Source organism: Candidatus Deferrimicrobiaceae bacterium, assembly GCA_036504035.1.
Lineage (GTDB): Bacteria > Desulfobacterota > Deferrimicrobia > Deferrimicrobiales > Deferrimicrobiaceae > JANXPS01.
Genome location: DASXVV010000009.1, coordinates 352,165 through 372,244, shown reverse-complemented (window position 1 = coordinate 372,244; position 20,080 = coordinate 352,165). Strand labels below are relative to the sequence as shown.

At 58.5% G+C, this 20,080-nt stretch carries 16 protein-coding genes and 2 tRNA genes; 16 read left to right on the top strand and 2 right to left on the bottom strand.

Annotation, left to right across the window (positions count from 1 at the left end; translation table 11 throughout):
- Window positions 1-8: 8 nt before the first annotated feature.
- Both folD and gcvH read left to right on the top strand, forming a co-directional pair.
- Window positions 9-875 carry a bifunctional methylenetetrahydrofolate dehydrogenase/methenyltetrahydrofolate cyclohydrolase FolD gene (gene folD / locus VGK27_07430; protein HEY3489935.1) on the top strand — a complete coding sequence of 289 codons (867 nt, stop codon included), beginning with the start codon at window positions 9-11 and terminating at the stop codon, window positions 873-875.
- Window positions 875-1,273, top strand: coding sequence for a glycine cleavage system protein GcvH (gene gcvH, locus VGK27_07425; GenBank protein HEY3489934.1), 399 nt, complete (start codon window positions 875-877; stop codon window positions 1,271-1,273). The genes folD and gcvH overlap by 1 nt, the downstream gene beginning before the upstream one ends.
- A 7-nt stretch (window positions 1,274-1,280) precedes the next feature.
- Here the strand turns inward: gcvH and VGK27_07420 are convergent, their stop codons facing one another.
- Window positions 1,281-2,279: a TonB family protein gene (locus VGK27_07420; protein ID HEY3489933.1), complete on the bottom strand. Its 999-nt coding sequence runs from the start codon at window positions 2,277-2,279 to the stop codon at window positions 1,281-1,283.
- A gap of 185 nt (window positions 2,280-2,464) precedes the next feature.
- Between VGK27_07420 and VGK27_07415 the strand changes: the two genes are divergently transcribed.
- The 11 genes from VGK27_07415 to lon all read left to right on the top strand — a co-directional run bounded on the left by VGK27_07415 (window position 2,465) and on the right by lon (window position 14,234).
- Window positions 2,465-2,986, top strand: a complete 522-nt coding sequence (locus VGK27_07415; protein HEY3489932.1) for a rhomboid family intramembrane serine protease — start codon at window positions 2,465-2,467, stop codon at window positions 2,984-2,986.
- Window positions 2,987-3,093: 107 nt separating this feature from the next.
- Complete coding sequence (locus tag VGK27_07410; protein ID HEY3489931.1) at window positions 3,094-3,384, top strand: HU family DNA-binding protein; 291 nt, start codon at window positions 3,094-3,096, stop codon at window positions 3,382-3,384.
- 126 nt (window positions 3,385-3,510) lie between these two features.
- Window positions 3,511-4,794 (top strand): phosphopyruvate hydratase, encoded by a 1,284-nt coding sequence (gene eno / locus VGK27_07405; protein HEY3489930.1) that lies wholly within the window; start codon window positions 3,511-3,513, stop codon window positions 4,792-4,794.
- A gap of 1 nt (window position 4,795) precedes the next feature.
- Window positions 4,796-6,343 (top strand): 2,3-bisphosphoglycerate-independent phosphoglycerate mutase, encoded by a 1,548-nt coding sequence (gene gpmI / locus VGK27_07400; protein HEY3489929.1) that lies wholly within the window; start codon window positions 4,796-4,798, stop codon window positions 6,341-6,343.
- Window positions 6,344-6,351: 8 nt separating this feature from the next.
- Entirely contained in the window at window positions 6,352-8,061 is a 1,710-nt protein-coding gene (locus VGK27_07395; GenBank protein ID HEY3489928.1) for a response regulator, read from the top strand.
- Entirely contained in the window at window positions 8,058-8,435 is a 378-nt protein-coding gene (locus VGK27_07390) for a PilZ domain-containing protein (protein ID HEY3489927.1), read from the top strand. Before VGK27_07395 ends, VGK27_07390 begins: the two co-directional genes overlap by 4 nt.
- A 49-nt stretch (window positions 8,436-8,484) precedes the next feature.
- Window positions 8,485-8,566: transfer RNA gene (locus VGK27_07385), tRNA-Leu, on the top strand.
- A 47-nt stretch (window positions 8,567-8,613) separates the two neighbouring features.
- Window positions 8,614-9,900 carry a trigger factor gene (tig, locus tag VGK27_07380; GenBank protein ID HEY3489926.1) on the top strand — a complete coding sequence of 429 codons (1,287 nt, stop codon included), beginning with the start codon at window positions 8,614-8,616 and terminating at the stop codon, window positions 9,898-9,900.
- A complete protein-coding gene (clpP, locus tag VGK27_07375; protein HEY3489925.1) occupies window positions 9,897-10,505 on the top strand; it encodes an ATP-dependent Clp endopeptidase proteolytic subunit ClpP in 609 nt (202 codons plus the stop codon). Before tig ends, clpP begins: the two co-directional genes overlap by 4 nt.
- 15 nt (window positions 10,506-10,520) lie before the next feature.
- Entirely contained in the window at window positions 10,521-11,774 is a 1,254-nt protein-coding gene (gene clpX / locus VGK27_07370) for an ATP-dependent Clp protease ATP-binding subunit ClpX (protein HEY3489924.1), read from the top strand.
- Window positions 11,775-11,798: 24 nt separating this feature from the next.
- The gene (gene lon, locus VGK27_07365) at window positions 11,799-14,234 is read left to right on the top strand and encodes an endopeptidase La (GenBank protein HEY3489923.1); all 2,436 of its coding nucleotides are present in this window, start codon (window positions 11,799-11,801) and stop codon (window positions 14,232-14,234) included.
- Here lon and VGK27_07360 read toward each other — a convergent pair.
- Complete coding sequence (locus VGK27_07360; GenBank protein HEY3489922.1) at window positions 14,218-15,225, bottom strand: saccharopine dehydrogenase NADP-binding domain-containing protein; 1,008 nt, start codon at window positions 15,223-15,225, stop codon at window positions 14,218-14,220. The genes lon and VGK27_07360 overlap by 17 nt on opposite strands.
- A 109-nt stretch (window positions 15,226-15,334) precedes the next feature.
- On the opposite strand from VGK27_07360, the gene VGK27_07355 reads away from it, so the two are divergent.
- From VGK27_07355 to VGK27_07345, 3 genes are all read left to right on the top strand, one after another.
- Window positions 15,335-15,410 (top strand) — tRNA-Val (locus tag VGK27_07355).
- 725 nt (window positions 15,411-16,135) lie between these two features.
- Window positions 16,136-19,639 carry a hypothetical protein gene (locus tag VGK27_07350; protein HEY3489921.1) on the top strand — a complete coding sequence of 1,168 codons (3,504 nt, stop codon included), beginning with the start codon at window positions 16,136-16,138 and terminating at the stop codon, window positions 19,637-19,639.
- Window positions 19,620-20,078: a hypothetical protein gene (locus VGK27_07345; protein ID HEY3489920.1), complete on the top strand. Its 459-nt coding sequence runs from the start codon at window positions 19,620-19,622 to the stop codon at window positions 20,076-20,078. The genes VGK27_07350 and VGK27_07345 overlap by 20 nt, the downstream gene beginning before the upstream one ends.
- Window positions 20,079-20,080: the final 2 nt, after the last annotated feature.

Below are 20,080 nucleotides of genomic sequence, written 5' to 3'. Positions count from 1 at the left end.
GATTGCATATGCCCGCACAGATCATCGACGGCAAGGCCATCGCGGCGTCGGTCCGCGCCCAGGTCGCGGTCAAGGTCAAGGATTTCGTCGCCCGAACCGGCATCACCCCCTGCCTCACGGTGGTACTCGTCGGCGAAGACCCCGCCTCCCAGGTCTACGTGCGCAACAAGGGCAAGGCGTGCTCCGAGGCGGGTATCCTGTCGCGGCAGATAGACCTCCCGGCGACCGTCCAGGAGCGGGAGCTGCTCGCGCTGGTCGCCGAGCTCAACGCCGACCGTTCCGTCAACGGCATCCTCGTGCAGCTCCCGCTGCCCGGCCCCATCGACGAGGCCAAGGTGATCGAGGCGATCTCCCCCGAGAAAGACGTCGACGGCTTCCACCCGATGAACGCGGGCCGGCTGTTCACGGGCGGCGTGTCCTGCCTGCCGTGCACGCCGTATGGCGTGATGAAGATGCTCGAGCACGAGGGGGTCGCGCTCAAGGGAAAGAACGCGGTCGTGGTCGGGCGCAGCAACATCGTGGGCAAGCCGATGGCCATGCTGCTGCTCGCGCAGCACGCGACCGTGACGATCTGCCACTCCCGCACGGCCGACCTGCCTTCGGTGTGCCGGAGCGCCGACGTCCTGGTCGCTGCCGTGGGGCGGGCCGAGATGGTCCGCGGCTCCTGGATCAAGCCGGGCGCTGTCGTCATCGATGTCGGGATGAACCGGAACGCGGAAGGGAAGTTGTGCGGCGACGTCGCGTTCGCCGAGGCAAGCGAAGTTGCGGGCAAGATCACTCCGGTGCCGGGCGGCGTGGGTCCCATGACCATCGCGATGCTGATCCAGAACACGCTCGAGGCCGCCGAACGGCAGGTCGCGGCAGCCAAGGGCTGATGGAACGCGTCCCGGTTCCGGCCGAAAGGCGGTATTCCCCGTCCCATAGCTGGGTGGTATCCGAAGAGGCCGGAAATGTCCGGGTGGGGATCACCCACATCGCGGCGGGCTATCTCGGCGACGCGCTCTATCTCGAGATGCCGGCCGCAGGGATCGAGGTGCGGGCGGGAGAGCCGGTCGGCCTGATCGAGTCTTCCTGGTCGGTCTTCGAGGTGGTGTCGCCGGTCTCGGGCTTCGTGGTCGAGGTCAACCCGGCCGTGATCGAATCGCCCGAGCGCGCCACCTCCGACCCGTATGGCGAGGGGTGGCTCCTCCGGTTACGGATGCCCGACCCGTCCGACCTCGACGCCCTCATGGCGTCGGAGGATTACGGATCGCCGGAAGACAGCGGCGCCTGACCCCTGGCTACCGATAGAGATTGATCCCTTTTTCCACCGAGATGGTTCCTGTCAGGTAGATCGTCAGTGACGGCTTCGGATAGTAAGAGGGCAGCTTGTTGAAGGGCGCGGCGCTCCGGATCGCGCGCAGCACGGAATCGTCCATCGCTCTCGAGCCCGAACTCTTGACCAGCTTGAGATTGGTGAGCGATCCGTCTCTCAGGATGGTGAATTCCACGAACGTCTCCTGTCGACCTTCCCGGATCGACGACAACGCCTCATATGGGTTCCACCTCTGCTCCAGGCGAAAACGCAGCGAATCGTAGTACGTCAATAGCTGGACATCGTCGGAGTCGAGGGAAGACAGATGGACCCCGCCGCCGCTCTCCTCGGTGATCAGTCCCTTCTCCTTCGGTTTCGACTCGGTGCCGACCGCACTTCCCTTGTTCGGCTTCTCCCTCCGGCCGCCCGGCTCTCCGGGCGCGCGCACCAGCGCCCCGAGCCTCGGCAATAGTTCCTTGAGCGCCTTCGGCGCGGCGCGAGGCGGCGTCGGAGAATTTCCGGCGGGGCCACGCGACGGGACCGGTTCGGCCGCAGCAGGCGTTGCTTTTTCGGAGGCGGCGCCCGCCGCAGGCTTTTCCTGAGCTTGCGGTGGCGGCTCGGGCGCGACGGGTGCCGAAGTCGTCGCGGACGGCGCGCCTTTCGGGGCGCCCGCAGGGGCTGCGGCTTTCGGCGCGCTCGGGGTCGGGGCGGCCTTCGGGGTGCTTGCGCGCGGCGGAGGCGCAGGGGCCGGCGGCCTCGGCGCCGTGGACGGCGGAACCGGCGCGGGGGGCGGGGGGGCGCCTTGCACGGCCCCGGGTTCGGGCTTCAGGAAATCGGTGGCGCGCGGCATGTCGGCCAGCTCGACCGGCACGAAATCGGGATGCGGGCGCTTCCCTTGCGGGAGGAGCAGGAAGACGACCGTCGCTGCGATATGCAGGGCGAGCGATACGGCAATGCAGACGGAAAGCAGGCGACTGCGGGGCATAACGGACTATTATATTTCATTGGCGGTGAAAAAACCGGGGAGGCTGTCCCATCATCCCGATTCGCGACTCGGTACCGACGCAGCACTTCCCTGCGGTCACTTGGCTTCTGGTCGCGGCCAACGTCGGCGTCTTCCTCGCCGGACGCTTCCCGGGGGGCGACGATCTGGCGATCTACCCGCACGCCGTGATCCCGTATCGCTTCCTGCTTCGCTGGAGCGAGGACCTCGGGGAACTTTCGACCCCCTTCACCGCGATGTTCATGCACGCGGGATGGCTCCACCTGATCGGCAACATGCTCTACCTGCACATTTTCGGCGATAATGTCGAAGATCGTCTCGGCCGCTTCCGCTTCCTCGTTTTCTTCCTCGCCTGCGGCTACTTGTCTTTCCTCGTCCAGATCGTGCTTTCGCCGCAGTCGATGATTCCCACGCTCGGCGCCTCGGGCGCCGTCGCCGGCGTGCTCGGGGCGTACGTTTTCCTCTACCCGCGAGCCCGCGTGATCGCGGTGGTCCCGCTGCTGTTTTTCTTTCCGCTGATCGAGCTGCCCGCGTATGTCTTCATCGGAATCTGGTTCCTGCTCCAGTTCCTGAGCGGGGCGGCCTCGATTGGGACGGGCGCGGCGCTGACGGGGGGCACCGCCTGGTGGGCGCACGTGGGCGGTTTCATCGCCGGCATCGCCCTGCTGAACGTCTTTAAAAAATCTTGACACTCACGGCTCATTCGGCTTTATTTAAGGGAATTTGCAGATTCCCGGCCGGCGTCCCCGATCCGGCGGCAGAAGATCCAGGAAAAAAAACTTCAGGAGGCAGTGCAATGACGAAAGCGGATCTGGTCACGTTCATCTCGGAAGAGGCCGGCATCAAGAAGAACGAAGCCGAAAAGGCGCTCGGCGCTTTTCTCTCGGCGGTCGAAAAGACGCTGAAGAAGGGCGAGAAGCTGGCGCTGACGGGCTTCGGCACCTTTTCCGTGAGCGAGCGCAAGGCGCGTACGGGCCGCAACCCCCAGACCGGCGCTGCCATCAAGATCGCGGCCGCCAAGCTCCCCAAGTTCACCGCGGGCAAGGGCCTCAAGGAAGCGATCGGCGGCAAGAAGAAGAAGAAGTAACCGGCGAATCCCCGCTTCATCCCGATCAACTTTCCCCGGCCGGCGCCCATTCCCGGCCGGGGTTTTTCATTTGAGGGCGCGTCCCACCGCGCCGACAAAAACCGTATCCGGAGGTCCAGTCCCACCATGACGATGATTATCGATGTCCACGGGCGCCAGGTGCTCGACTCGCGGGGAAACCCCACGGTCGAGGTCGAGGTGCTGCTCGAGTCCGGCGCCGAAGGGCGCGCGATCGTTCCGTCCGGCGCCTCGACCGGCACGCGCGAGGCAGTCGAGCTGCGCGACGGCGACCCGAAGCAGTACATGGGCAAGGGCGTGCTCAAGGCGGTGCGCAACGTCAACAAGACGATCGCCCCGAAGCTGCTCGGGATGGATGCCGTCGAGCAGGTCGCGATCGACGAGATGATGATCGACCTCGACGGCACCGCCAACAAGGGCAAGCTGGGCGCCAACGCGATCCTGGCGGTCTCGATGGCCGTCGCGCGCGCGGCGTCCGATGCCTGCGGGCTTCCCCTCTACCGTTACCTCGGCGGCGTCGGCGGCCGCACGCTGCCCGTTCCGATGATGAACATCCTCAACGGCGGGGCGCACGCGGACAACAACGTCGACATCCAGGAGTTCATGGTCATGCCCTACGGGGCGAAGAGCTTCTCCGACGCGCTGCGCATGGGCGTCGAGACGTTCCACAACCTCAAGAAGGTGCTCAAGGGCCGGGGACTCAACACCAACGTCGGCGACGAGGGCGGCTTCGCGCCGTCGCTCAAGTCCAACGAGGAGGCGATCGAGGTCATCCTCGAGGCCATCACGGCTGCGGGCTACAAGCCGGGCAAGGAAATCGGCATCGCGCTCGACTGCGCGGCCTCCGAGTTCGGCACGAAGGGCAAATACGTATTCAAGAAGTCGGGCGGCGCCAAGAAGGACGCCGAGGGCATGATCAAGTTCTACGAGTCTCTCGTGCGCCAGTACCCGATCGTCTCGATCGAGGACGGCTTCGGCGAGGACGACTGGAAGGGCTGGAAGATGTTCAAGGACGCCCTGGGAAAGAAGATCCAGATCGTCGGCGACGACATCTTCGTGACCAACCCGTCGATCCTCAAGAAGGGGATCGAGGCCGATGTCGCCAACTCCATCCTCATCAAGCTGAACCAGGTCGGCACCGTGACCGAGACGATCGACGCGGTCGAGATGGCCAAGCGCGCCGGCTGGACCGCCGTCGTGTCGCACCGGTCGGGCGAGAGCGAGGACAGCACCATCGCCGACCTCGTCGTCGGGCTCTCCACCGGCCAGATCAAGACCGGCTCCGCCTCCCGCACGGACCGGATCGCGAAATACAACCAGCTTCTGCGCATCGAGGAGGAGCTGGGCGCCACCGCGCGCTTCGACGGCAGGGAAGTGTTCTATAATCTCTGACATGTCACGACGCTTCGTCGCACTGATCATCATGGACGGCTGGGGCTACCGCCAGGCGCGCGACGCCAATGCGGTGGCCCTGGCCGATCCGCCTTTTTTCGGGCGCCTCTGGCGCGAGTTTCCGCACACGCTCATCCACGCATCCGAAGAGCGGGTCGGCCTGCCCGCCGGCCAGATGGGCAATTCCGAGGTGGGGCACCTCAACCTCGGCGCGGGCCGCGTCGTCTACCAGGAAATCGTCCGCATCAGCAAGTCGATCCGCGACGGCGACTTCTTCGAGAAAGCCGCCTTCGTCGACGCGATGGATTCGGCGCGCGCAAATGGCAAGGCTCTCCACCTCGTCGGGCTGCTTTCCGACGGCGGCGTCCACTCGCTGAGCACCCACCTCTATGCCCTCATCCGCATGGCGAAAGCGCGCGGCCTCGACAAAATCCTCGTCCACGTCCTCCTCGACGGACGGGACACCCCTCCGACCAGCGGCATCCACCACGTCGACAACCTGCGCGCCGAGATGCAGCGGCTGGGCGCGGGCGAGATTGCCACCGTCATGGGCCGCTACTACGCGATGGACCGCGACAACCGGTGGGACCGCGTCGAGCGCGCCTACAAGGCCATGGTGCGCGGCGAGGGCGTCCCGGCCTCCGATCCGTCAGACGCCGTGTGCGCTTCGTACGCGGCGGGCAAGACCGACGAGTTCATGGAGCCGGCGGTGATCGCCCGCGACGGCCGTCCCGTCGGCGCCATCGCCCCCGGCGACTCCGTGATCTTCTTCAACTTCCGGGCCGACCGCGCGCGCGAGATCACCCGGGCATTGGCGATCGAGCCCTTCGACGGGTTCCCGCGCCCCGAGCGGCTCGGGCTCTCCTACGCCTGCATGACCGAGTACGACGCGACGTTCGGGCTGCCCGTGGCGTTCCCGCCCCAGCCGATGACCCATTTGCTGGCCGACGTATTCGCCGAGTACGGCGTGCGCAACCTGCGCATCGCCGAAACCGAGAAATACGCCCACGTCACCTATTTCTTCAACGGCGGCATCGAGAAGGAATTCCCCGGCGAGACCCGGGCGATGATCCCCTCGCCGCGCGTGGCCACCTACGACCTCAAGCCCGAGATGAGCGCCCGCGAGGTCGGCGACCGGGCCGTGGCCGAGATCGCCTCGGGCGCTTACGACGCCATGGTGCTCAACTTCGCCAACGGCGACATGGTCGGGCACACCGGCATCCTGCCCGCGGCGATGCGGGCGGTCGCGGCGGTCGACGCCAACCTGCAGCGCGTTGTCGAAGCGGTGTGGGCCCGCGGAGGCGTGGCGCTGGTGACCGCCGACCACGGCAATTGCGAGACGATGGTCGACGCGCAGACCGGCGAGCCGATGACGGCGCACACGACCAACCTCGTGCCCTTCGTCTACGCCGACCCGCAGGCGATGGGGGGGCGGCTCTCCGATGACGGGGCGCTGGCCGACGTGGCGCCGACGATGCTCGCCATCCTCCGGATTCCGCAACCGCCCGAGATGACCGGGCAAGATCTCCTGGCGCGACCCAGGACGTGACCGCCTCCATGCGGAAGTCGATCCTCGTCATCAGCAACGATCCCGGCGTGCGCGACATGCTGACGAACCTGCTGACCGAGGCCGGCTTCAGCGTGTCGCTCGCGTCCTCCGGCGCCGAGGCCGTCAAGATCGTCACCAACAGCGCGCTCGACTTCGTCCTCGTCGAGCTGTTCCTTGCCGACTTCTCCGGCGTCGAGCTCAAGCGTCGCATCCGCCGCCTCTCCCCCAAGACGCGCGTCATCGTCGTCTCGTCGTTCACCACCATCCGCAGCTCCGACGACGTGCTCCGCTTCGGGCCCTCCGACTTCATCCTCGACCAGCGCGAGATCCTCGAGCTCGTGGAGTCCTCCGCCGAAGAACGCACCGTCCCGGCCGCGACGCTTCCGGCCGACGACCGTCTCAAGCACTGCCTGGTCGACACGATCGACATCCTCGTCGGCCTTCTCGAGGTCAACGACCCGTTCTTCGGCGGCAACTCCCACATCACCATGGAGTACGCCAGGTCGGTCGCCGAGGACATGAAGCTGTCCCAGGAGATGATCGACGAGATCGTCGTCGCATCGCTGCTCCACGACATCGGCCGCATCGGCATCAAGAGTGAAATCCTCTCGGGCAAGAAAGAGATGTCCGAGGCCGACATCCGCACCATCCGCTCCCACTCCGAAAACGGCGCCAAGATCCTCGAGTCGATCGACTTCCCCTGGAAGATCAAGCCGATCATCATCCACCACCACGAGCGCTACGACGGGAAGGGCTACCCGAGCGGGCTCAAGGGTCGCGAGATCCCGATCGGCGCCCGCATTCTGTCGGTGGTCGACGCCTTCGCCGCGATGACCGCCAACCGACCCTACCGCCGCGCGCTCTCGCGCGAAGAGGCGGTGCTCGAGCTCCACAAGAACGTCGGCACCCAGTTCGATCCCGAGGTCGTCGAGCACTTCAGCAAGGTGGTCGAACTGAAATACTTCTTCCGGGGCGTCGGCTCCAAGCCCAAGATCCTGCTGGTCGACGACGAGGTCGACTACCTCACGCTGCTCAAGCTCAAGCTGGTCAGCGAGGGGTTCGACGTCGACACGGCCGACAACGCCGAGGAGGCGCTGCTCCACATCGCGCGCGCCAAGCCCGACATGGTGCTGAGCGACGTCATCATGCCGGGGACCGACGGCCTCGAGATGCTGCGCCGCCTGCGCGAGAAGCCCGAATACGCCGACCTGCCCGTCGTATTCCTGTCGGGGCGCGACGACAACAGCGTGAAGATCCAGGCGCTCCATCTGGGCGCCGAGGACTACATGCTCAAGCCGGTCGACTTCGTCCTGCTGGCGGCCAAGATCCGCAATGTGATCCGGCGAGACGAAAAGCGCAAGAAGGGGGCGTCTCCGGGACCCAGCACGGGCGTGGTCGGCGACCTCAAGAACCTGGGCATCCCCGAGATCGTCCAGACGCTCCACCTGGGGCTGAAGACCGCCTGCGTAACCGTCACACGGGAGGACGAGGAAGGGCGCATTTTCTTCGAGAACGGCCGGATCCGCCATTGCGAAGTCGGCACCGCGCGCGGGGAAGAGGCGTTCTACAAGATGCTGCGCTGGCAGGAAGGCCCCTTCGTCATCGCGCACGGCCAGACCACCGCCGTCCGCACGATCGAGATGGACGAGATGCAACTGATGATGGAGGGGATGCGACGGCTCGACGAAGAAGGAAAGGGCCGGGACGTTCCCGCATGAGCCGTTTCGGCCGCGAGCGACGGGCTGCGAGCCGGGTCGGGCTTCCCGACACCGAGGTGGTCTTCGTCGTGCGCGACGGCAAGGAGGCCGGGCGTGTCTCGACCCCGGTCTCCGCGCTTCTGCGCGACCTGTCCCATACCGGGATGTCGGTGGCGTCCCCGCGCCTGGCTCCCGACGGCATCCACATCATGTACGACACCCTCATGATCGTGCGCAACCGGATCGAGGCCGAGGTCCGGCCGGCGGCCGGTTCCCCGTTTTCGGTCTCCGGCACCGTGATCTGGTTCCGCGCCGACGAGGAAAGGCCGGGACGCTACATCTTCGGCATGACCTTCGACACCCCCCTCCCCGCCGGTTCCTTACCGGTTGCCTGAAACATAAGTTCATATATACTGTACGTTTACGTCAAAACGGCATTGCTACGCGAGAGTGGCGGAATGGCAGACGCGCCGGACTTAGGATCCGGTGGGCAACCGTGAGGGTTCAAATCCCTCCTCTCGCACCAGAATCGATCGAATACCGAAATAATCCAAAAGGGGTGGGACGAACGCGATGAAAACGAGCATCGAAGCGGTCAGCGGCATCGAAAAGAAGATCACGGTCGAGGTTCCGGCCGAAGAAGTGGCCAAGCGGATCGAGGAAGGGTTTGTCGAGGTCCGGAAGATGGTCCCCGTCCGCGGCTTCCGTCCCGGCAAGGCGCCGATGTCCATGGTCAAGCGCCTCTACAAGGACGCGGTCCAGGGCGACGTGGCCGAGAAGCTGGTCCGCGAGACGCTGGCCGAGGCCGTGAAGACCAACGACCTGCGCGTCCTCTCGATGCCCAGGGTCGACGGCGCCGAAATCGTCGACGGCGCCGACTTCACCTATACCGCGGTCGTCGAGGTCACGCCCGACGTCGAGCCGAAGGACTACAAGGGGATTCCCGTCGCCAAGGAGAAGGTCGAGGTGACCGACGCCGACGTCGAGGCTTCCGTGGCCCGCATCCGCGAGGCGTACGGCCGCTACGAGCCGGTCGAGTCCCGGGGCGCGGCTTCCGGCGACCTGGTCGAGATCGCCTATGTCGCATCCGAGGCGGGCGAGCAGGTCGAGAGCAAAGACTCGCTGGGCGTCCTGCTCGAGGGCGGGGTGCCCTTCGGCAAGGAGTTCGAAGAGAAGCTGACCGGCGTGAAGACGGGCGACCACCGCGAATTCGAGATCGTGTTCCCCGCCGATTCTCCCGCCGACAAGTTTGCCGGCAAGACCGTCGCGTTCAAGGTCACGGTCAACGGCATCAAGGAGAAGAAGCTGCCAGCGCTCGACGACGAGCTGGCCAAGAACTTCCCCGAGGTCGCCACGCTCGACGAGCTGCGCGCCAGGCTGCGCGAGCGCCTCGTCGCCGAGGGCAACGACCATGCGCGCCAGCGCGCCGAGGACGACATCCGCAAGGGGCTGCTCGCCAAGAACGAATTCGAGATTCCCAAGACGCTGATCGACCGGCAGACGCGCACGATGATCGAGGACACGGCGCGCCGGCTCGCGTCCCAGGGCGTCGATCTGCGCCAGCTCAACATGGACTTCAACAAGATGAAGGAGCGCTTCGAGCCGGGCGCCGCCGATTCGGTCCGCGTCTCCCTGCTGCTCGAGGCGATCGGCAAGAAAGAGACCATCGACGTCTCCTACCCCGAGATGGAAGCCGAGATGAAAGAGATGGCGACCGGCGCCGGCATGGCGTTCGAGAAGGTCCGCGAGATCTACGGCGACGAGGAGCGGCTCGACCATCTCCGGATGGGGCTGATGGAGCGCAAGGTCATGCAGTTCCTGATTGACAACGCCACCGAGTCCAAGGAGGCCGCAAAATGAGTCTGGTCCCCATCGTCGTCGAGCAGACCAGCCGCGGCGAACGCTCCTACGACATCTATTCCCGGCTGCTCAAGGACCGGATCCTCTTCATCGGCACCGGCATCGACGACGACGTCGCGAACCTCGTCATCGCCCAGCTGCTGTTCCTCGAGGCCGAGGATCCCGACAAGGACATCAACATCTACATCAACTCCCCCGGCGGCGTGGTCACCGCCGGCATGGCCATTTACGACACGATGCAGTTCATCAAGCCCGACATCGCCACCGTGTGCATCGGGCAGGCGGCCTCGATGGCGGCCGTGCTGCTCGCGGCCGGCACGGCGGGCAAGCGCACCTCGCTGCCCAACGCCCGGATCATGATCCACCAGCCGATGGGCGGAACCCGCGGGCAGGCGACCGACATCAAAATACAGGCGGAAGAAATCCTCCGGATGCGCGAGGAGCTCAACAAGATCATCGCGCACCACAGCGGGCAGCCGGTCTCCCGCGTGGCGGCCGATACCGAGCGCGACTACTTCATGTCGGCGGAGCAGGCCAAGGCATATGGTATAATCGACCAGGTTGTCGAGAAGCGGATCCTGACAGGGCGTCCGATCGTTGACTGACGGAGGATTCACCTTTTGAACCGGAAATATACCGACAAGGCCAATCTTCTCGTCTGCTCCTTCTGCGGCAAAGCGCAGAACGAGGTCAAGAAGCTGATCGCAGGGCCGACGGTCTACATTTGCGACGAGTGCGTCGAGCTTTGCAACGACATCATCTCCGAAGAATACGACCTCGACGGGCAGCTCGAAGAAAAGCGCAAGCGGCTTCCCAAGCCGGCCGAGATCCGCAAGACGCTCGACGATTACGTCATCGGCCAGGAGCGCGCCAAGAAGATCCTGTCCGTCGCCGTCTATAACCACTACAAGCGGGTCGAGTCCAAGGGCCTCGACGGCGTCGAGCTCCAGAAGTCCAACATCCTGCTGCTCGGCCCCACCGGCAGCGGCAAGACGCTCCTGGCGCAGACGCTCGCCCGCATCCTCAACGTGCCCTTCACGATCGCCGACGCCACCACGCTCACCGAGGCGGGCTACGTCGGCGAAGACGTCGAAAACATCATTCTCAGCCTGCTCCAGGCGGCCGACTACGATGTCGAGAAGGCGCAGCGCGGCATCGTCTACATCGACGAGATCGACAAGATCGCCCGCAAGTCCGAGAACCCGTCCATCACGCGCGACGTCTCGGGCGAAGGCGTCCAGCAGGCGCTGCTCAAGATCCTCGAGGGCACCGTCGCAAACGTCCCGCCCAAGGGCGGCCGCAAGCACCCGCAGCAGGATTTCATCAAGGTCGACACGACCAACATCCTGTTCATCTGCGGCGGCGCGTTCGTCGGGCTCGACAGCATCGTCGACCGGCGCACCACCAAGAAGACCATGGGCTTCGCGGCCGACATCCAGTCGCGCCACGAGCGCAACCTCGGCAAGCTGTTCGAGCTGACGCAGCCCGAAGATCTCATCAAGTTCGGGCTCATCCCCGAGTTCGTCGGCCGCATCCCGGTCGTCGCGACGCTCCACGAGCTTGACGAGGCCGCGCTCGTCGAGATTCTCACGCGTCCCAAGAATGCGCTGGTCAAGCAGTACCAGCGGCTGTTCGAGTTCGAGGGGGTCAAGCTCGAGTTCACCGAAGAGGCGACCCGCGCGGTGGCGCGCCAGGCCATCCTGCGCAAGGGCGGGGCCCGCGGCCTGCGCTCCATTCTCGAGCACATCATGCTCGACGTGATGTACGACATCCCGTCGCGCACTGATATCCGCAAGTGCGTCATCACCGAAGACGTGGTCGAGGGCAAGAACGAGCCCGAGATCATCGAGGGCAAAAAAGCCGAATTGGCATAATCTTCCCAATAGCGAGAGGTGGCCATGGATGACCGCAAGATGATCCTCCCGCTTTTGCCGTTGCGCGACATCGTCGTTTTCCCCTATATGGTCGTCCCGCTCTTCGTCGGCCGCGACAAGTCCATCGCCGCCCTCGAGGCGGCGGTTTCGTTCGACGGCCTCATCATGCTCGCATCCCAGACCGACGCCTCCACCAACGAGCCGGCCGAGGAAGACATCCACGGGATCGGCACCGTCAGCCACATCGTGCAGCTCCTCAAGCTGCCCGACGGCACCGTCAAGGTGCTCGTCGAGGGGAAGCGGCGCGCCCGCATCCTCCACTACCTGCCCAACGACCGCTATTTTCAGGTCAGCGCCGAAGATATCGTCTCCGGGGCGGTGTCCGAGGGGCTCCAGACCGAGGCGCTCGTGCGAAACCTGCAGGCCTCCTTCGAGAACTACGCCCGTCTCAGCAAGAAGATTCCCACCGAGCTGATCGCGCAGGCGGCCGCCATCGCCGATCCCTCCCGTCTGGCCGATACCGTCGCGGCGCACCTGCCGCTCAAGATCTCCGACCGGCAGATGCTGCTCGAGACCGAGCCCGTCGAGGAGCGGCTCGAGAAGCTGCTGGTGCTGATGGAGTCCGAGGTCGAGATCCTCGACATCGAGCGGCGCATCCGGGGGCGCGTCAAGAAGCAGATGGAGCGCTCGCAGCGCGAGTTCTACCTCAACGAGCAGATGCGCGCCATCCAGAAAGAGCTTGGGCAGGGCGAGGACGGCAAGAACGAGGCCGACGAGCTCGAGGAAAAGCTGAAGGAAAAGGGGATTCCCTCCGAGGCGGCCGAGAAGGCGCGCAAAGAGATCAAGAAGCTTCGGATGATGTCGGCGATGTCGGCCGAGGCCACGGTCAGCCGCAACTACGTCGACTGGATGCTGTCGCTTCCATGGAACGAGCGCACCGACGACAAGCTCGACATCCTCGAGGCCGAGAAGATCCTCGACGAAGACCACTACGGGCTCGAGAAGGTCAAGGAGCGCATCCTCGAATACCTGTCGGTCCGCTCGCTCGTGAGCAAACTCAAGGGGCCCATCCTCTGCTTTGTGGGGCCTCCCGGCGTCGGCAAGACGTCGCTGGCGCGCTCGATCGCCCGGGCGATGGGGCGCAAGTTCGTCCGGATGTCGCTGGGCGGCGTGCGCGACGAGGCCGAGATCCGGGGGCACCGCCGCACCTACATCGGCGCGATGCCGGGCAAGATCCTCCACCAGATGCGCAAGGCGGGCACCGTCAACCCGGTCTTCCTGCTCGACGAGGTCGACAAGATGTCGACGGATTTCCGCGGCGACCCGTCGTCCGCGCTGCTCGAGGTGCTCGATCCCGAGCAGAACGTGGCGTTCAACGACCACTACCTCGACGTCGACTACGACCTGTCCGACGTCATGTTCATCACGACGGCCAACATGCTGCACGGCATACCGGGACCGCTCCAGGACCGGATGGAGATCATCCGGCTGTCAGGCTACACCGAGTACGAGAAGGTGGCGATCGCCCGCGGGCACCTCGTCCAGAAGAAGCTCGAGGAGCACGGATTGTCGCCGGCGCGCGTTTCGATTCCCGACGCGACGATCCTCGCCATCGTGCGGTACTACACCCGGGAGGCGGGCGTCCGCAGTTTGGAGCGCGAGCTGGCCGCCGTCTGCCGCAAGGTGGCGCGCGAGGTCGTGACGCACCCGGACGAGGCCGGCAAGATCGTGGTCACGCCGGCGTCGCTCAAGAAATACCTGGGGCCGCGGCGTTTCCGGCACGGCGAGGCCGAGGCGGTCGGGCAGCCGGGCGTCGCGATGGGGCTGGCCTGGACCGAAGTCGGGGGCGAGCTTTTGCTGATCGAGGCGGTCACGATGCCGGGCAAGGGGTCGCTCAAGGTGACCGGCAAGCTGGGCGAAGTGATGCAGGAATCCGCCCAGGCGGCGCTGTCCTACGTCCGGTCGCGCGCCGAGGCGCTGGGGCTCGACAAGTCGTTCTACCAGAACCTCGACATCCACATCCACGTGCCCGAGGGCGCCACGCCCAAGGACGGCCCGTCGGCCGGCATCACGATGGCGACCGCACTGGCGTCGACGCTGCTGCGCATCCCGGTCCGCAACGACCTGGCGATGACGGGCGAGATCACGCTTCGCGGGCGGGTGCTTCCGATCGGCGGGGTTAAAGAGAAGTTGCTGGCGGCGCACCGGGGCGGCATCAAGACCGTGATCCTGCCGGCCGAGAACGAGAAAGACCTCGACGAGATCCCGGCCAAGATCAAGCGGGGGCTCGCGATCCGCTTCGTGCGTCACATGGACGAGGTGATCGAGGAGGCGCTGGGCAAGGGGATTCGCGGAAGCGCGCCGCCCGTGGCGCTTCCCGAAGACATCATGCCCGACACGAGCGGGATGATCCCGCCGGGCGCCGGATCAAGCGAAGGGGACGTTATCCAGCGTCATTGATCGCGGCTTGGCGTGCGACGATGATCGTGGCGCCGACCGACTTCGCAATATCTTCGGCCTCCTTTTTCCCAAGCAGCGCGGCGGGCGAGAGGAGGCCGCTTTCTTTCCGGCGGTGCGCCTCGAGGAGGCGGACGGTCATCTCCGAAAGCGTCGCCGCCGCGAGCCGCCCGTCGGGGTCGGTCACCGTGGCGGTCCGACCGCCCTCGGCATCGGGCAGGTAGACGCCTGCGATCGCCACGGGGCTCCCTTTTTCCCCCCGCATGCCGTCTTTCGCCCAATAGAGGAACGCCGAGAAGAACTCGTTGCCGATGCCGCCGAGACGTCCGAACGTGAGCTCGAGCAGCCGGTAACGGCGCGCCGGCTTTCCGGAGGGGATGCCGACCCGGTGCCCGTCGAGGGTGGCGCGCCACAGGCCCGGCGGGGCACCTGGAGGGGCTTCGACCGCCCCCGAGCGGTGGAGGATAGTGCGGCGGTAGAAGGCGTACCCGCCGAAGCGGTCGGGGGAGAAAAAGAGGAAGGGGACGGGGTCGCCGGTCCGCGCGGGCCCGGTGCCGCCGGCCAGGAAGCGTTCGAGCAGCAGGTCGGTCCAGCCGGGCATCAGCCCGCAGCCCGTGATCGCCGGCACGCCCGCGTGGCGAAGGGCGGCGTTGAGCTCGCGCCGCGCATTCTCGTGGAGCTTCGCGTCGCCGATGATGGCAACAGGCACTTCCTTGTGCGCGCAGGCCGACAGGATCGTCTCTTCGTAGGTGGCGGCGGGACCGACGGCCGACGCGACGACGTCGATGTCGTGCAGCAACCGCTCGAGGTCGGGCCTCTTGCTTGCGTCGACCATCGCCCAATTGCACTTGGGCGACAGCGCTTTTGCCAGCTTCTTCGCGATCCGGACATCGTAATCGGCGAGGATCAGCGCGCTCACGTCGCTTCTCGCCGCCAGCGTCGCCGCGGCCTGCCGCCCGACGAACCCGTTGCACCCCAACAAAAGTATTCTCATGCCGGACATCATACCGGACCCGGGCGGTGCGGGGAAGGGGGCCGCCGGTCCGTTTGACCCGCCGTCGGTGCTCTGATATTGTGATCGATCCACGTGTATTCACGAACGTGGGCGGATAGCTCAGTTGGCAGAGCGTCGCCTTTACACGGCGAATGTCGCAGGTTCGAGCCCTGTTCCGCCTACCATCCATTAAAACAAGGGGTTACGGGTTATTCCGTGGCCCCTTGTTTGCGTCTATAATATCTCACTCCCAGCACTACTCCCAGCATGCAGCAAGGACATGCAAGCAAACCCCTCATCGAAATTAACCCCGTCAAACTCTCACGTGTGGGAATATTCGCGACATCAGCGAAAATAAATTTAGCCCGTTGGGAGGGCGTCGGGGGGGGGGTCAGAATCGGTGCCGGGGTATCGTAAGTTCGCCCTGTATTTTATCGACTTCAAGAAAAAGGGTTTCCCTCCGGCGCAACTCATTCCATCCGGTCCACGGTCGACCTGTTAACAAGTCTGGAAACGGGGAATGCTCCCATCGCGTTCCCGTAACATGAGGCAAGCAGTCGGGTGACCTATTCAAATTCATATAAGCATTCGCCAATGCGCATAGTCGGCATGTTAAATAATCGCAGGCATTCGGGCGTGGATATCAATGCTGTAGTTGATTGACATCTTTTTATTTTCGATAAATGGCGTATGATGCCCTTAAAAACAATATAACGCTTTATATGCGGTAACTAAAGGGATGAGGACTCCGACTCGGCCAAGAAATATATTCCCCAGTATTCCCTTCATGTTGGAATCGACCCGAAGGCGTTTTATTTTTTTACTAAAAATTTCAGGATACGACCTACATAATTGTGTAGCTATTATTTTGTTATTTACGGTTTAATAAATAATGAATGGTGGTTGATAAATGCGGAAAGATAAAAAACATAAAAATAAAGCGCCAAACTCATTATTGTTAAAATATAAGAATAAATTACGCGGCTTAAAAAAACCGATACTTGTTTTATCTGATGCTAGAATTATTTTGGGGCAAAGTACTTACCCAGAATTGATTTCTTGGGTTCGATCAAATCCAATATTAAGACCTTTAGTATTTCATAAGGATTTCCCCCGCTCTCTAAAAGAACTTAAAGGGATAGCTCCATTGTATAGGATAAACTTTGGAAGCGAGTTACGGTGGGCATGCGTTTACTTAAATATATATGTAAGTGAGATTAAAGGTTTTCTCGCCCTATCGTTAGAGTACCAACAATCCTTTTTAAATAGCGATTACGAGAAATGTTTAGAAATATTGAATGGAATTGAAAAGACCTATGGACAATCAATTTGGCTTATAAAGACAAAATTAAACTTACTAGATATTACGGGCGGGCTAGAATCACAAAAAAAATACTTTCGCCTTATAAAAGATACGGCGATAAAAAATGGAACGGCACAATACATAGCATATTATGTAAGCATTAGGAACGAATCAACTATAACTACTAATAGATTTTCTTCTATATTTAAGAATCATACATCTAAAATGTCAATGCCTAAGGACACGTATGTATACCTCAAATACCATATAGACCCAGATATAGATTATGACAAAGAAGACTTAAGCGACATTTTGAGAAATGAATGCGCCGGGTCAATTATAGATTATTACGAGGGGTTTGTTAGGGTAATACAGGTATTAATTCATAAAGGATATTTGGAAGAGTTAAATTGCATAAAAAATATGGTGCTACGATTTGCGGCAGATATTAATGACAGCCGGATGTTACGTCTCCTGCAAAGTATCTTTAAGATACCTATCCGCGACGAACACAAATATGACAAATACGTTGATGCCTTAAACCAATTCTATAAAGGAAATATAGAATTATCAACTGACCTGCTGAAAGATAATGTTGAGTTGCATCCTGATTTATTTGAAAATATTGAGTTGTTATCAAAAATATTTTCAATTGAAAATATTAATGTCGATAATATTAAGAAGTGCTTACTTCAAGAAATATCGATAAGAATGGCCTCTGTTATAAATAACTCTAATACATTTGAAGATGATGTAAGTTATTTGTCAAAAATAGCAATTAATAATTTCCATTTCCAATGGGCTTTCGGTCTTAGTAATTATTTAGGAATAGAAACGTCGTCAGATTATATCAATGGAGATCGGTACATTACCTTTCCATTAATTAATTATGCCTTTACTCATCCATTATTGAACCCGTTTAGGATGTTATCGTTAGGCGGTAAATCGGATATTGCTAACATGATTGATATGTATAAAGACAATTATGGTATTAATTCGGCTCTTGGTTGTGTCGAGTGCTTGAATGAGGGGGTTTATAGCGAAGATATTGCAATTGGATTAAGAGATGAGGAAAAATGTTTGCTTGAAGCAGAAATAATGAGAATAAATAGTAAATGGAGTAATATCGATGAAGTATTATCAAAGTTGGAGTTATCAAAATATCGGTTTTATAATAACAAAGCAATAGTTATAACCATCGCTAGATATATTCTGAATGGAGAGTTAGAGGAATGTATACGGTTTATAACTGCTAAATATATTAACGATGCAAGCGTTAGGCATATTATTCCAATCACCACCATTGCTGATATGGTTACTAAAGACATTAGAGGAAGAATGAAAAATGACATATCGCTTTCTATATTTTATGATTTATATTCAAAATACATAGACAATAAATATGATTCGTTACGAGCATTTGCCTACGAAGACTTCCTGTTGAGTAATGGCATCTCACGTCCATCTGAAATAAACAAAATAGTAGATAAATTTGATCGAGAGAAGATATATTATTTCTTAAAATATTTGTGCATTGAGCCAATAATGGATAACTCCATTGTATTTTCCGGCTCTACGGATGTTGCCGAAGAACGTTTAGCTGTGTGTAAGTTCCTTATTGAAAATAAAGTAGACGGATATGAATTACATGAGGATGAAATTAAAAACATACTAAAGAGACTTACAATTCAAAAACGTATGCGAGAAGTAGAGCAAAGTAAAATATATGTAGATATTGAAGGTATAAGGAAACATGTAACAAAATCAATGAAAGAAATATACATACGATATATATCGTTTTTAGCGCACGGCATTAAATCGGATAATAATTCGATTGCAGAGGAAAGTAAAATTATATTACCCGATTTATTGTCTAATTCAGGGATATCATTCCCTACCCCTACGAATGAAGCATATGAGATATTTGAGAATATGATTATAGAATTGCGTGATGCGTTTATTTCTAGCACTGAATACGGTTTAGATGGGTACCTAAGTGTTAGGATTCGTCATGGGACTTTATCCGGCCAATTAAGAAGACATTTAGAATCAGCAAATCTTATCACGAGGATTGATAATAATACAGGCAAATATCGGCGGAATGAATATTGGATTAACAAGCTCCATATCGAGGGGGATCAGCTTTTATCTGAATTTGATACTGCTTTTGAGGAGTACTCAAAGGGATTTGATAAATTAATATCTGACATTAACAATAATTGGATACAAGTAAAAAAGTCACCTGAAGAAAAAGGATTGTTTGATTTCTCACTATATAAGACCGATACAATGCAATTGGCAACTTTAATCACATCGGATACGGCTTTTGATGATTTTTTGGAAATCATATTTAATTTTTTCAACTCTTTATTGATGACCAACTTGTCTGAGATTAGAAAAGTTATTGATACAAATGGTAAATCACAAGTAAACAATTTATTTGATTCATTAATGACTAAAATTGATAGCCACGATAATGTAATAAATATAGGTGATTTACGAAATACTATTAGAACAACCATGACAGACATGCAACTTGTAATGGACCGTATAAAAGAATGGTTTAGACTTTCTAAGATATCTGCGAATGATCCATTCCTTATCGAAGATGCGATTAATATAGGTGAAGAAAGCGTAAAGATGTATTCAACTAATTTTAACGTTCACATAGCTACAAATGAGGATATGCCAAAAATCCATTTCAAGGGGAAGTTGCTTACAAGCTTCGTCGATATATTATTTATTATATTTGAAAATATTGTTCGCCATTCTGGGCTTCTAGATCGGCCCGAAGCATTTGTTACTGTTTTTTACGATAAAGGGGTTATAAATATTGAGATTGAAAATGAAATTGGTAAAACAATAAATATTAGAGAGACCAATGTTAAAATTAACGCAATTAAAGAAGTGATGCGAGAAGGTAATTACGGCAAATCCATATCGTCTGAAGGCGGAACTGGATTTCATAAAATTGGAAAAATACTGACACATGATTTTAGAAGTAATCAAAAGAAACTTGAATATGATTTCGGGATACGAGAAAATGATCGTTTTTTTGTAAAATTTCAGATTTATGGAGTGGAGGTGCCAATTGAAGATTTTACTAGTTGAAGATGATGAAAATAAACGTTTACAAATATGCAATTCTCTTAAGGAGTCGTTTCCTGGTTGCGAGATCACACTTGCAATGTCCCTCCAGTCTGGATTAAGGAAAATAATAAATTCTGAAGTAAGTATTGTATTGCTTGATATGACACTACCAACATATGACCAAAGTTTTAACGAAGATGGTGGAAGACCTCAAGCATATGCAGGCCGTGAAATATTAAGACAAATGGATCGCAGGGATATCAGGTCTCCAGTGATAGTTGTTACCGCCTATGATAGATTTGGTGAAGGTAAGGATGCCTTGAATTTAGAGGAACTAGATCGCGAATTAATGGCCGCTCATAAAGATTGCTATATAGGAACTGTATACTATAACCCAACGATTGATATATGGAAAGACCAGTTGAATGAATTAATTAAAACTGCATTAAGTGCGGAGTAAAG